Source organism: Pseudoalteromonas sp. 78C3 (assembly GCF_002836695.1).
GTDB lineage: Bacteria > Pseudomonadota > Gammaproteobacteria > Enterobacterales > Alteromonadaceae > Pseudoalteromonas > Pseudoalteromonas arctica.
On the sequence record NZ_PJAV01000157.1, the window covers coordinates 15,640 to 29,926 of the forward strand.

At 41.6% G+C, this 14,287-nt stretch carries 10 protein-coding genes; 8 read left to right on the forward strand and 2 right to left on the reverse strand.

Features of this window, described 5'->3' with window-relative positions:
- Window positions 1-93: 93 nt before the first annotated feature.
- The 4 genes from leuA to leuD are packed head-to-tail and all read left to right on the forward strand — an operon-like array spanning window position 94 to window position 4,780.
- The gene (leuA, locus tag CXF76_RS13755; protein ID WP_008171909.1) at window positions 94-1,647 is read left to right on the forward strand and encodes a 2-isopropylmalate synthase; all 1,554 of its coding nucleotides are present in this window, start codon (window positions 94-96) and stop codon (window positions 1,645-1,647) included.
- Window positions 1,644-2,720: a 3-isopropylmalate dehydrogenase gene (gene leuB, locus CXF76_RS13760; protein ID WP_024589517.1), complete on the forward strand. Its 1,077-nt coding sequence runs from the start codon at window positions 1,644-1,646 to the stop codon at window positions 2,718-2,720. The genes leuA and leuB overlap by 4 nt, the downstream gene beginning before the upstream one ends.
- 60 nt (window positions 2,721-2,780) lie before the next feature.
- Window positions 2,781-4,181, forward strand: a complete 1,401-nt coding sequence (leuC, locus tag CXF76_RS13765) for a 3-isopropylmalate dehydratase large subunit (RefSeq protein ID WP_101163963.1) — start codon at window positions 2,781-2,783, stop codon at window positions 4,179-4,181.
- Entirely contained in the window at window positions 4,181-4,780 is a 600-nt protein-coding gene (leuD, locus tag CXF76_RS13770; RefSeq protein WP_010555450.1) for a 3-isopropylmalate dehydratase small subunit, read from the forward strand. The genes leuC and leuD overlap by 1 nt, the downstream gene beginning before the upstream one ends.
- A 93-nt stretch (window positions 4,781-4,873) precedes the next feature.
- On the opposite strand, the gene CXF76_RS13775 is transcribed toward leuD, so the two are convergent.
- Window positions 4,874-6,373, reverse strand: a complete 1,500-nt coding sequence (locus CXF76_RS13775; protein ID WP_007582201.1) for a DUF3360 family protein — start codon at window positions 6,371-6,373, stop codon at window positions 4,874-4,876.
- A 418-nt stretch (window positions 6,374-6,791) separates the two neighbouring features.
- Between CXF76_RS13775 and CXF76_RS13780 the strand changes: the two genes are divergently transcribed.
- Window positions 6,792-7,778 (forward strand): hypothetical protein, encoded by a 987-nt coding sequence (locus CXF76_RS13780; protein WP_101163964.1) that lies wholly within the window; start codon window positions 6,792-6,794, stop codon window positions 7,776-7,778.
- An 87-nt stretch (window positions 7,779-7,865) separates the two neighbouring features.
- On the opposite strand, the gene CXF76_RS13785 is transcribed toward CXF76_RS13780, so the two are convergent.
- Complete coding sequence (locus CXF76_RS13785) at window positions 7,866-9,491, reverse strand: endonuclease (protein WP_101163965.1); 1,626 nt, start codon at window positions 9,489-9,491, stop codon at window positions 7,866-7,868.
- Window positions 9,492-9,794: 303 nt separating this feature from the next.
- Here CXF76_RS13785 and CXF76_RS13790 point away from each other — a divergent pair, with 303 nt between their 5' ends.
- The 3 genes from CXF76_RS13790 (at window position 9,795) to CXF76_RS13800 (ending at window position 14,152) form a co-directional block, all read left to right on the forward strand.
- On the forward strand, window positions 9,795-11,609 hold the full coding sequence (locus CXF76_RS13790) for an assimilatory sulfite reductase (NADPH) flavoprotein subunit (RefSeq protein ID WP_101163966.1): 1,815 nt from the start codon (window positions 9,795-9,797) through the stop codon (window positions 11,607-11,609).
- Window positions 11,610-11,670: 61 nt separating this feature from the next.
- Window positions 11,671-13,368 (forward strand): assimilatory sulfite reductase (NADPH) hemoprotein subunit, encoded by a 1,698-nt coding sequence (gene cysI / locus CXF76_RS13795; protein ID WP_024589523.1) that lies wholly within the window; start codon window positions 11,671-11,673, stop codon window positions 13,366-13,368.
- Between the two features lie 43 nt (window positions 13,369-13,411).
- Entirely contained in the window at window positions 13,412-14,152 is a 741-nt protein-coding gene (locus tag CXF76_RS13800) for a phosphoadenylyl-sulfate reductase (protein ID WP_024589524.1), read from the forward strand.
- Window positions 14,153-14,287 lie beyond the last annotated feature (135 nt).

Below are 14,287 nucleotides of genomic sequence, written 5' to 3' on the forward strand. Positions count from 1 at the left end.
TTGAACACTAAAAAACCCCGCAATTGCGGGGTTTTTTTTATCTCGCGGCTGGGATTAATTGAAATTTGGGTAACATAGGAATGAGGGGCAGTTATGCAAGAGCAAGATAAAGTATGGATTTTTGATACCACCTTACGTGATGGCGAACAGGCACTTAAAGCAAGCCTTACTGAAGATGATAAAATTCAATTAGCACATACAATTAGCCGCTTGAATGTGGATGTGATGGAAGTAGGCTTTCCGGTTTCGAGCCCTGCTGATTTTCGCTCGGTGCAACGTATTGCAACCGAAGTAAAAGGTCCTATTATTTGTGGTTTAGCACGCTCAGTTGCTAAAGACATTGAAGCCTGTGGCGAAGCTCTTCGCACAGCTCAGCAAAGCCGTATTCATACTTTTATTGCTACAAGCCCTTTGCACCTTGAACATAAATTACGTATGAGCCTAGACGATGCAACGGCCATGGCTGTTAAATCAATTAAATTGGCACGTAACTATACTGATGATGTTGAGTTTTCGTGTGAAGATGCCGGTCGTACGCCGCACTGGGATTTATGTAAAATTGTTGAGCAGGCAATTAATGCCGGAGCTTCAACTATTAACTTGCCAGACACCGTTGGTTTTGTAACGCCAGACGAATACGCCGCGATGATCCGCCATTTAATGAATAACGTGCCAAATATTGATAAAGCGCGCTTAAGCGTGCATTGCCACAATGATTTAGGTTTAGCAGTAGCAAACTCGGTAGCCGCAGTGCAAGCCGGTGCGCGCCAAATTGAGTGTACTATTAATGGCATTGGTGAGCGTGCTGGTAACTGCTCGCTTGAAGAAGTGGCGATGATCATGAAAATGCGCCACGACCACTTAAAAGTATACACCGATATTAAAAGTGAAGAAATTTACCGCGCATCTCGTCAAGTGGCTAAAATTTGTAATATGCCAGTACAACCAAATAAAGCGATTGTTGGCGAAAACGCCTTTGCGCATAGTTCTGGCATTCACCAAGACGGTGTATTAAAAGCGCAAAATACGTATGAGATTATGTCGCCAGAAAGCGTTGGTGTGCCAAGTAACCAATTAAATATGACTTCGCGTTCGGGTCGTCATGTTATTGAGCATCGCCTAGAAGAGTTAGGCTATCAAAAATCTGATTACGATATGGATGGCTTATACAAAAGCTTTATTGAGTTGGCTGACCAAAAAGGCACCGTATACGATTACGACCTTGAGGCGATGATTTACTTTAATCAAATTAACGACAAAGACGAAAAATACCAATTAGAATTTGTTAACTCAGCCTCTAACTCACAATCAGTAGCAAGCTCTACCATTGGAATGCGTATTGATGGCGAAGCTAAACAAGAAGCGGCGACAGGTAATGGTCCAGTTGAAGCCTCGTTTGCAGCTATTGAGCGTTTAACCGGTATGAGCGTTGAAATGATTGAATATAACTTAGAAGCAACAGGCCAAGGTGCAAGCTCATTAGGCCAAGTAAATATTATAGCTAAATACGATGGCCGACCTTACCACGGTGCGGGCATTGCAGCGGATGTGGTTGAAGCGTCGGTACGCGCCATGATCCGTGTTTATAACTTAATTTATCGTGCACAAAAAGTGTCTGATTTAAAACAACAAAGGAAAGCAGGATGAGTAAAACAAACTACAGCGTTGCAGTATTAGCTGGCGACGGTATTGGTCCAGAAGTAATGGCAGCAGCAGAGCAAGTACTTGATGCTGTGAGCAATAAGTTTGGTTTTACCCTAAACCGTCAGCATCATGCTATTGGTGGCGCAGCCATTGATGAATTTGGTGAAGCATTACCAGAGAGCACGCTTACTGCATGTGAAAACTCAGACGCTATTTTATTTGGTTCGGTAGGCGGTCCTAAATGGGAAAACTTACCACCAAACGAGCAGCCTGAGCGCGCATCGTTATTGCCGCTTCGTAAGCACTTTGGTTTGTTTTGTAATTTACGCCCTGCACAGTTATTACCTGCATTAAGTGCAGCGTCGCCACTTCGCGCTGATATTAGTGAAAAAGGTTTTGATATTTTGTGCGTGCGCGAACTAACTGGCGGCATTTATTTTGGTGAAAAAGGTCGCAGTGGTGAAGGCGCAGAAGAGTTTGCATTTGATACGCAAACATACTCACGAAAAGAAATCGAACGTATTGCACGCTTTGCTTTTGAAGCGGCAAAACTACGTAGTAACCACGTTACCTCTGTTGATAAAGCCAATGTATTAGCATCAAGCGTATTATGGCGCGAAGTAGTAACTGAAGTTAGTAAAGACTACCCAGAAGTAAGCTTAGATTACATTTACGTAGATAACGCGGCTATGCAGTTAGTTAAACAGCCTAGCCAGTTTGACGTACTACTTTGCGATAACTTATTTGGTGATATTTTGTCAGATGAGTGCGCTATGATCACAGGCTCAATGGGCTTATTACCATCGGCAAGCTTGAATCAATCGGGTTTTGGATTGTACGAGCCAGCAGGCGGCTCAGCGCCAGACATTGCAGGTAAAGGCGTTGCAAATCCAATAGCACAAATTTTAAGTGCCGCATTAATGTTACGTTACTCGCTAGGGCAAGACGAAGCGGCTCGCACGATTGAAAAAGCAGTAGCAGAAGCCGTAGAAGCAGGCGTTGGCACTCCAGATATATATCCAAATGCAGGTTACAGCACAAGCGATGTAGCAGCAGCCATCGTTTCACGCATTTAATAACATAGTAAAGTTGCAGCACCGTTATGCTGCAACTCAAACAGATTAGGGAATTAGCAAGTGGCCCAAACGTTATACGAAAAAATTTGGCAAGCACACACCGTTGCCAGCATAAACGAGCAAACCGACTTACTTTATATTGACCGCCATTTAGTGCACGAGGTGACTTCTCCGCAGGCTTTTGCAGGTCTACGTGAAAAAAACCGTACTGTACGTTGCCCAGAAAAAACCTTTGCAACGATGGATCATAACGTATCGACTAAAAGCCGATCACTTGATGCCGCAAGCGAAGTATCTAAAAACCAATTAATGGCGCTTGATAAAAACTGTAAAGAGTTTGGTATTGTACTTTACGATTTAAACTCAATTAACCAAGGCATTGTCCATGTAATGGGCCCAGAGCAAGGCATTACTTTGCCAGGCACAACCATTGTATGTGGCGATAGCCATACTTCTACACATGGTGCGTTTGGCGCATTAGCGCATGGTATTGGTACGTCTGAGGTTGAGCACGTATTAGCAACGCAAACGCTACAGCAAAAAAAGGCGCAATCGTTAAAAATTCAAATTAACGGTGTATTGCGTCCAACGGTTACGGCTAAAGATTTAATTATGGCGGTAATTGGCAAGTTAGGTACCGCTGGTGGCACAGGTTATGTAGCAGAGTTTTGTGGTGCAGGCATTGAAGCGCTTTCAATGGAAGCCCGTATGACGCTATGTAATATGAGCATAGAAATGGGTGCAAAAGCGGGTTTAATTGCATCTGACCAAATTACTTATGATTACTTAAAAGGTCGTCCGTTTGCACCAAAAGGCGCAGATTTTGATGCAGCCGTTGAATATTGGGAAACATTAAAAACAGATGAAGGCGCACACTTTGATTTAGTTGTTGAGCTAAATGCTGACGACATTCAACCGCAAATTACCTGGGGCACAAGCCCAGAGCAAGTAATTGGTGTTGATGAGTGCATACCCGATCCAGATAAAGAGCCAGATTTAATTAAAGCCGATGCTATTCGCAGCGCACTTAAATACATGGACTTAAAAGCGGGCGATAAATTATCAAGCGCGAAAGTAGACACGGTATTTATTGGCTCATGTACAAATAGCCGCATTGAAGACTTGCGCGCTGCTGCAAAAATTGTAGAAGGCAAACAGGTTGTAGCCGGCATAGAGGCGTTAATTGTACCGGGCTCTGGCTTAGTTAAAAAACAAGCCGAAGACGAAGGCTTAGCTGATATTTTTAAAGCCGCTGGCTTTGAATGGCGCGAACCGGGTTGTTCTATGTGTTTAGCGATGAACGATGACCGCCTAGGAGCAGGCAAGCGTTGTGCATCTACTTCTAACCGTAACTTTGAGGGTCGCCAAGGTCGTGGTGGGCGTACCCATTTAGTTAGTCCCGCAATGGCGGCAGCCGCTGCAATACATGGTCACTTTGTTGATATTAGAGGAGAAGCCTAATGAGCGTATTTTTTAGTGGCTTAATGGCCCCACTTGATAAAAACAATGTAGATACTGACCAAATTATCCCTAAGCAGTTTTTAACATCAACTAGCCGCGAAGGCTTTGATGCGGCATTGTTTTATGATTGGCGTTACCTAGATAACGACGAGCCAAACCCTGACTTTATTTTAAACCGCCCATGCTACCAAGGCGCGCAAATATTATTAACGCGCGACAACTTTGGTTGTGGCTCATCTCGTGAGCACGCGCCATGGGCGCTGAAGCAATATGGCTTTGAAGTTATTTTAGCTGAAAGCTTTGCAGATATTTTCTTTAATAACTGTGGTAACAACCAAATGTTAGCCATAGCGTTACCTGCCGACACGCTTGAGCAACTGTTTGTACTTAGCGAGCAGCACGACGATATTAACATTGAAATCGACCTTGAAAATCAAACACTAACAAGCAGTAAGTTTGCACCAATTAGTTTTGATATTAGTAAAGAGGTAAAAGAACGTTTGTTAAGTGGTTTAGACTTTATTGGTGTAACCGAAACGCTAAACCCACAAATTGATGCGTTTGAAAAACAACTAGCGACTGAGCGTTCTTGGCAGTAATTGCTTAACCGTGTGTATTAAAAATCACGTATTAAAAAGCACGGCAATTGCCGTGCTTTTTTGTGGGTAAATATGAGATGTAATAGCTAAAGGTTAATGCCTAAAGTCAGCCATTAACGCAGGTATACCGGGTAACATGCCTACAATTGCCATTACAGTGGTAAGTAACACAAACATAATAAGTGGAATCACCCAGCGGCTCATTTTAGTTAGCTCAGCGCTGCGCTCTTTACAGCCAATCAGCCCTAAGTTATCAAGTAACATAGTAAGTGACCAACCAAAAGCAGGATTAACCAAGGTCGAAGCAAACACCACAATAGCGGCGGATTGCGTCGTTTTACCTTCGCGCGTCATTTCCATGCCAGCTTCAAGTAGCGGGATAAACACCCCAACAATAAGCGCTACACACAATACAGGCTGCCAAATTGCTAAATCCATAGGGTAACCCCATAAACCAGCAATAATACAAAATAATGCAGTTAAAATAGCGCCAGCAGGGATAGGGCGTTTAGCAATAGCGGCAGGCACAATATAAGTACCCCAAGAGGACGCAAAGTTAGCACCACCGGCAAGTGAGCCAAATGTTTGTCTAACCGATGCGCTCAGCATGGTGTCGTCGATATTCATTTGTACTTTTTCAGTACGTTGCGGATAGCTTATTTTTTGAAATACTTGATGACCTAAAAAATCTGGCGACCACATGGCAACGGCAAGCACTGCAAACGGGAGTACAACAACAAAGCTTTCAAGTGTTGGTAAACCTAGCATCCAGCCCGTGTTTTCACCCCACCAGTAAGCTGGGTTCATATTTGGTAAACCCGGTGCAGTATGAAACTCAAACGGTGCACCTAAAGCAAAGGCAACCACACCACCAATAAGGCAGCTTAACGGTACGGCTAACCAACGCTTTTTAAAGTGCTCTAATAGCGCATACAATAAAATGGTGGCTAAAATAACAATAAACGCAATATGTGCCATATCAATGGCTTCAGCCCAGGCAAACAGCTTTTTAACCTGCGAAATAGTACCAATAAAACCTAAATAAATGAGTAGCCCGCCACACACACCTTTACTGGTTAGACGCGCGAGCATACTTCCTCCCTTGGTTATGGCTAAAATAAAGCCAAAGGCACCAATGAGTAAGCCAAACGCCATAGGGTGACCGCCTGCAGCAACAACAATAGGAATTAACGGAATAAGTGGGCCGTGAGTACCAGCCAAGTTGGCTGTAGGTAAAATAAAGCCTGAAAACAAAATGATAAAAATAGAAACAATGAGTAATTCGTAGCGCACGTTTTCTAAAACAAACGCATCGCTTAAACCAAGAGGTGCTGCAAATGTTGCTGCAATAGCCCCCACCATAACGACTTTACCAATAGTACCCGCCATTGCAGGAATGGTGTCTTCAAATTCAAATCGGTAATCTCTAAACGGTAAATTAGGACGCCAGCGTTTAGGCTGCATAATCTGTAATTCATGTTCGAGATACTCGTCGCGAGTATTAAACTCTGAACTCGGCTTGTGAAGTTGCTCGTAGCTTTGAGCATCCTTATGCGTGTTTGATGGTGCATCACCGGGTGGGGTAGTTTGCATGCGTTCTCCTGCAACATTGTTGCTTAATCAAATAAATACGGCTTTTGTTAAAGCAAATGAATATTGAACATGCAGGGTAGATCAGCTCTTAGGCTGGGATGTATAGGCAAAAGGTCGTGCATGGTTGTTTTTAATACAGTTAATCTGACAATCAGCTTTACGTTAAAAATTATAAAACTACACAAAATAATTTAAAGTTACTATAAATCAATGGCTTGTTTTTTATTTTAAAGAGTTTGATCACTGTTTATAGCGGGAAATAGTGTTAATGGCAGGTTATTATCCTTTAGTCTTAGTGGTTGTAAAAGCCGCTTTGTTTGAAAAGCTTATTGGTAGCAGCCGTTAATTTCGTTTTATTTGTGGTGAAATAATACTTCTGTTACTTTCGGATTGTTAATAACAACAATAAAGAATAGAGATGCAACTCAACTCCCCTAAATCAATTGGTATTTTACTTGGTACGCTTTACGGCATATTTATGCGGCTGTTTGTAGAGCTAGTCAATGCTTACAATTTAGGTAGCTTAGTCTCTATATCATTTATGTTTTTAGTGCCCGTTGCAATTGGTTATATTCGTGTTCATTTTGAATTTAAAAGCACAAAAACATTAACTAAAAGGCAAATGATCACGATTGCTTGGCAGCCTATTTTTGTTTTTTTATTTGTAAGTATAATTACTTTGCTTGAAGGGAGCATTTGTGTGGCAATGGCTTTGCCTGCTTTTATGTTTTTTGCCAGCATTGGTGGGTTACTTGCGGGCTTTGTTAGAAAACGTAAAATAAAAAAAGCGAATAGTTCTTTATTATCAATCGCGTTGTTACCTATATTGCTCTCACCTATTGAAGTTAACTTTTTACATTTATCAAAAACATACGAAGTAACAAATTCAATAGCTATTAACGCGCCCATCAATGTTGTGTGGCAGCAGTTAGCTAATGTGAGTGACATAAAACCACAGGAAGTGCCTTTTTCACTCACTCAATTAATTGGTGTACCAAAGCCATTAAAGGCAAGTATGAATGCTAGCGGTATAGGCGCTGTTCGCACAAGTACTTGGCAAAAAGGCGTTGTGTTTAAAGAAGTAATAACCGACTGGCAACCAAATAAACAGATGCTTTATAGATTTGATATAGACCCAGATGCTATCCCCGATGACGCACTCGATAAACACGTAAAACTAGGCGGTGAATACTTTTCACCTCTTTACGGTGGATATGAGTTAAGTGAAGATAAAAGCGGCAATACGATTTTAACGTTAAAAACGACCGTGCAAGATAATACAAATTTTGGTGTTTATTCGCGAATATGGGGTGAGGTGATATTTCAAGATTTTCATCATTCACTTTTAACGTTGATGAAAAACAGAGCTGAAAAATCACTTATCGCAGCTGTTTCTTATAATTAGCTTAAACCATTGTGACTATAAAAAATATTACACGCTAAAAGTTAAAGCCTTTGCATTTGCAAAGGCTTTTGTTTTAACTGCTAACTTTTACCAAATCATTTCTACAAATTCAGGGTGGTCGATATACGGGTTACGATTACCTTGAAATTCAAAGGCTGCTTGGTTACGGTCAAGTTCCATTTGGCTTACAGGATCGCTGTTATGCCAGTTAAGCAGCATGGCTACAACCCAGTTCTCAAATACTTGGTTGCTTGAACCATTAAGCACTGCATTACTTGAGGTCGTTTTGGTTTGCCAAGTGCCTATTACATTTTCGTAGCGCGTTGCCATGTAAAAATAAGCGCGAGCAAAGTCACCTTTAAATTCGTCAATTGGCTCAAATACAGTACCTGAGTAATTTAATGAACTTGCGGCAGAACCTAATTTACTTCCGTTAGTTGATGTAAATGAAGCGCTTGCTACTTCACCAAATGGGAAGTTACTACGTTTTGAGTTTACATAACCGTCGGTTGCGTAAATATGATGCACATCTGAGTTCATTGGCTCAATAGTGCCGCCAAACCAGCTTTTAGGAAATGAATGCTCACGGTTGTAACAACCGCCTTCTCCACTATAGTTACCACATTGATCGCTCACCGCAGCATAATTGTAGCTGTCAGAGCCGTTTGGTTTTTCGCTATACATATCTAAAATGCTGTTATCGTTTTCAAAGTATGTATCACGTGCTGATGAGTCGTAAAAATTCCAAATAGCCGAGTAACCCTGTGCATTATGATCTTTAATAATATTATAAAGCTCAGTTTTTAGTGAATAACCCGATAGCCCTTGAGCTGTAACATAGTAGCCAGTGGGTGTTGGGTTAGTCCCGCCGCCATCACCAGAGCCACTACCTAAAGTAAGTGCCGTGCTGTCTGTATTATTAAAACTTGCACCACTAGCAAGTGTGGTAGAGCCTTGCTTAAGCGCATAACTGCCATTACCTGTTGAACAACACATGCCATCGCCGTAGCTGTCGTTAATAACAAGTGTGTAAGTTCCATCAGTTAGGCATATTTGCTCATCATACTGAGTGTTTGATGCGTAACCACTGCCGTTAGCAACAGCGCTACCTTGATTGTTATTAACGGCCCAGCTAGTTTCGCTACCGTAATTATCGGTATTAAGCGTTAGTGTAAGGCTATTGTCGGTACAACTTGTTGATGCGCTGCCATCAGCGTTTGGTAAAAAGTTATCTACGTATACGGTTTCGCTGCCATCAAATCCACTTACATCATAAAACCTAAGCCCTACGCTAATTGTTTTATCACTGCTTGCTGTATAGCTATGGCTAACTGTTTGCCATTGGTTAGTTTGTGCTTGATTTGAATAGCCTTGATAACCATCTACATACAAGCGAGCTTTAATTTTACCTTCGGTGTGGTAAACATCAGCCGAAAAGTTATAGGTTTTACCCGCTTCTACAGCAACTTGTTGTAGTAAATCAGTGTTACTTTGCGACCCTGTTGTTACATTGACAGCAGCAGAGCTACTACCGCTTTTAACTGTACTGGTTGAGCGCGTTAAGCTGATTCCGCTATCAATAGTGCTCCAAGAACTAGGTGTATTGCCAGTCCATTGTTCAAATCCGCCATTAGCTACATTGGCCATTACAGGTAATGAGCCAAGTAACAATGCGGTACTAAGTAGTTTATTTTTATATTTCCCGTGTAACATAGTTGTTCCTATTTTTATTTTGAATGAGGAATATACCCTACATTAGTTAGGTTACAAAATTGTTAATTTAAAGTGCTATAAAAGGCAGTAATCGTCCTTTAATCTGTTTTTGAAGGTATTTTTATAAATTAATAACTAAATGGAATATCAAAGCAGATTCTATTCTTTTTTTATCTATGCAGAGCCCGTTATCCTACATACTTAGAAAACCTCAACAGATACGCTCTGGATGAGGTAAAACTCATTTTTAACAATACACAAAGTGTGTTGTGTTTAATTTTCAGGGTTATGGGGAATCGATTCATGTTGTTAGGTCAACTAAATGCTGCGGCAAGCCCGCTATCGCAAGATCAAGTACAAAAGCTGCAAGGTTTAGTGGCTGAACTTAATCCAATTCAACAAGCGTGGGTAAGTGGTTACTTAGCTGCAAATGCTAATTCGGCTGCGTTAGGTGCTCCTACGGTAGGCGTACCGGCTGCGGGTGATGCAGCAGCGCTAACTATTTTATATGGTTCGCAAACAGGTAACGCAAAAGGTGTAGCTACCAAAATGAAAGAGCAGGCTGAGTCGCGAGGCTTAGCAGTTAAGCTTGTTAGCATGTCAGATTACAAACCAACAGCCCTGAAAAAAGAAAAGTTTTTAACTATCGTTGTATCTACTTACGGCGAAGGTGAGCCACCTGAAGACGCAGAAACACTTCACGAATTTTTAGCCACTAAAAAAGCGCCAAAACTAGACGATGTAAAAATAGCGGTTATTGGCTTAGGTGATTCTAGCTATGAGTTTTTCTGCCAAACAGCAAAAGATTTTGAAGAACGTTTAAATAAACTCGGTGCACAAACCATATATCAACGTGCTGATTTAGATGTAGATTACGAAGATGAAGCTGCAACATGGATTGCCGGTGCAGTTGATGCATTTGAACCTGATTTAAAAGCGCAGCAAGAAGCCGCTGGTGGTCAAGTTGTATCAATGCCATTTGGAGCACCAACGACCGCTTCAAGCCAATACACAAAGCAAAATCCATTTGAAGCAGAGCTATTAACAGTTCAAAAAATTACCGGTCGCGACTCAACTAAAGATGTACGCCACGTTGAAATTTCGCTTGAAGGTTCAGACATTACTTACACACCTGGTGATTCATTAGGTGTGTACTTTTTAAATGATGATGTATTAGTTGATGAAGTACTTACACTTACTCAAATAGATGCAACAAGCATTGTAAAAGTAGGTGATGAAGAGCTAAGCGTACGCGGCGCACTTATTGAAAAACTAGAGCTGACTCAGTCATACCCTGGTTTTGTAGAAAAATACGCAATAGCAACTGGTACGCCTGAATTATTAAAGCTTGTAGAAGATAAAGCCGCAATGCGTGCGTATATTGAACCTCGCCAAATATTTGATGTAATTCGCCAAAACCCTGCAAAAATTGATGCGCAAACATTAGTAGACTGCCTACGTAAACTACAAGCTCGTTTGTACTCAATTGCATCTAGCCAAGCTGAGGTTGAAGACGAAGTACATTTAACACTAGGTCTAGTGCAATTTGATGCATTTGATAGCGAGCATTTAGGTGGTTGTACTGGTTACTTAACTCGTCGTGCAGAAGAAGGTTGTAAAGTTAAAGTATTTAGCGAACACAACGACAATTTCCGCCTACCCACTAACGATGATACACCTGTGATTATGGTTGGTCCTGGTACGGGTATTGCGCCGTTTCGTGCATTTTTACAAGAACGTGATTCGCGTGAAGCGCAAGGCAAAAACTGGTTGTTTTTTGGTAACCCACATTTCACTCAAGACTTTTTATACCAAGTAGAAATACAGGGTTATTTAAAATCGGGTTTACTTAACAAAGTAGATGTTGCATTTAGCCGTGACCAAGCAGAAAAAGTATATGTGCAAGATAAGTTACGCAGTAACAGTAAAGACGTGTTTGAATGGTTAGAAGCTGGCGCTCACTTTTATATTTGTGGCGATGCAAATCGCATGGCAAAAGATGTACACAACGCCTTGCTTGATATTGTTAAAGAAAACACAGGCAAGAGCAATGAAGACGCAGAGCAATATTTAAAAGATTTGCGTAGCGCAAACCGCTATCAGAAAGACGTGTATTAATCACGTTTCTTATTTTATTTAACAGCTAGCAGCCGTCACTGTAACAAATTTAGGATTTAAAATGAGCGAACAAGATAAAAACGTAAAACTTTCTGATAACGAACGTTTGAAAAGAGAAAGTAACTTTTTACGTGGCACCATAGAAAAAGATTTAACAGACGAAATTACCGGTGGCTTTACAGCCGATAACTTTCAGCTAATTCGTTTTCATGGCATGTATCAGCAAGATGACCGCGATATACGTGGTGAGCGCGCTAAGCAAAAGCTAGAGCCGCTACATAATGTAATGTTACGTGCACGTATGCCTGGCGGTATTATTAAGCCAGAGCAGTGGTTAGCAATCGACAAGTTTGCAGATGACAAAACAAGCTACGGCAGTATTCGTTTAACTACGCGTCAAACATTTCAGTTTCATGGAGTGTTAAAGCCAAATATTAAAGGCATGCACCAAATGCTTGATAGCGTAGGTATAGACTCTATTGCTACAGCAGGTGACGTTAACCGTAATGTACTTTGTACTACTAACCCCGTTGAGTCTGAGTTACATCAAGAAGCTTACGATTGGGCTGCAAAAATTTCTGAACACTTATTACCAAAAACGAAAGCGTATGCCGAAATTTGGTTAAATGGCGAAAAAGCAGAAACCACAGAAGAGCCAATTTTAGGATCTAACTACTTACCGCGTAAGTTTAAAACCACGGTGACTATTCCACCTAACAACGAAGTTGATGTGCACGCTAACGATTTAAACTTTGTGGCAATTGCTGATAACGGCAAGCTAGTTGGTTTTAACGTATTAGTGGGCGGTGGCCTTGCCATGACGCACGGCGATACAGCAACGTATCCGCGTAAGGCTGATGACTTTGGCTTTATCGCGCTAGAAGATACCTTAAAAATTGCAGAGCATGTTGTATCTGTGCAGCGCGATTGGGGTAATCGTTCAAACCGTAAAAATGCAAAAACTAAATACACATTAGACCGTGTAGGTGTTGATGTATTTAAAGCAGAAGTAGAAAAACGCTCAGGCGTTACGTTTGCACCAAGCCGTCCGTTTGAGTTTACTCATCGTGGCGACCGCATTGGTTGGGTTGAAGGCATTGATGGTAAGCACCACTTAACGCTATTTATTCAAAGTGGTCGTATTTTAGACTATCCAGGCAAGCCGCTTAAAACAGGTTGTCGTAAAATCGCAGAAGTTCACCAAGGTGACATGCGTATGACGGCAAACCAAAACTTAATTATTGCTGGCGTACCTGCAGATCAAAAAGCCGTGATTGAAGAGATTGCACGTAGCCATGGCCTGATTGATGACACAGATTCGCAGCAGCGTAAAAATTCTATGGCGTGTGTTTCACTGCCAACGTGCCCACTTGCAATGGCCGAAGCAGAGCGTTACTTACCAAGCCTAGTAGAAAAAACTGAAGCATTACTTGCTAAGCACGGTATACCCGATGACAGCATTATTATGCGCGTTGTAGGTTGCCCGAACGGCTGTGGCCGCGCAATGCTTGCAGAAGCTGGTTTAGTGGGTAAAGGCCCAGGTAAATACAACGTTTACTTAGGTGGTAATTTAGAAGGTACACGTATTCCTAAATTGTACCTTGAGAACGTAGGCGAAGACGTTTACCTAGAAGCATTCGATAAGCTCATTGGCCAATGGGCAAGCGAGCGCAATGACGGTGAGTGTTTTGGTGACTTTGTTATACGCAAAGGCATTGTTGCTGAAGTAAAAGTATCGGTAACCGATTTTCACGCTTAATTAAATACCAGCGCTTTGGCGCTAGTGAGGTTTGGAATTTACCATGAGTGAATTTAAAAACATTTTACAGCTAGATAAACAAAGCCAGGCGGCTATGTTAGCTGATGCTAATGGTTTACTAGCGAATATGAGCGCAGAACAGCGTGTTGCATGGGCGCTTGATAACTTGCCTAATACGGCTTTTTTATCATCTAGCTTTGGTATTCAAGCGGCAGTAATGCTGCATTTAATGACCTCACAACGTCCAGATATTCCCGTTGTATTAACCGATACAGGCTATTTGTTTCCTGAAACGTATCAGTTTATTGAGCAAATGAGTGAGCGTTTATCACTTAACTTAAAGGTGTATAGAGCGCCGCTTAGCCCAGCATGGCAAGAGGCTAAATTCGGTAAACTATGGGAGAAAGGCGAAGACGGCATTAAGCAATATAATCAGCTTAATAAAGTAGAGCCGATGACCCGCGCGTTAAAAGAAATAGAAGCGGGCACGTGGTTTAGTGGTCTGCGCCGCGATCAATCATCTACACGTGCTGATAAGCAATTTGTAGAAATTAGCCGTGGTACCGTCAAAGTGTACCCGATTATTGAATGGTCTAACCGCGACGTGTATCAGTATCTTACTAAGCACGATTTACCTTACCACCCATTATGGGAGCAAGGTTATGTGTCTATGGGAGACGTACATACAACACGTAAGTTAGAACCAGGAATGACTGAGGAAGAAACTCGCTTTTTTGGTTTAAACCGAGAATGTGGACTACACATGGATGGTGACGGTATTTAACGCGACTACGGTGTAGTTAAATTGCAAATAAAAACGCAGCTTCTGCTGTAATGCCGATCATTTAAGAATTAGTTAATAGCACTTGAACGATCTTCTAGGTATGTAAGAATCCGAATTCTTTTGTAGAATTCGGAT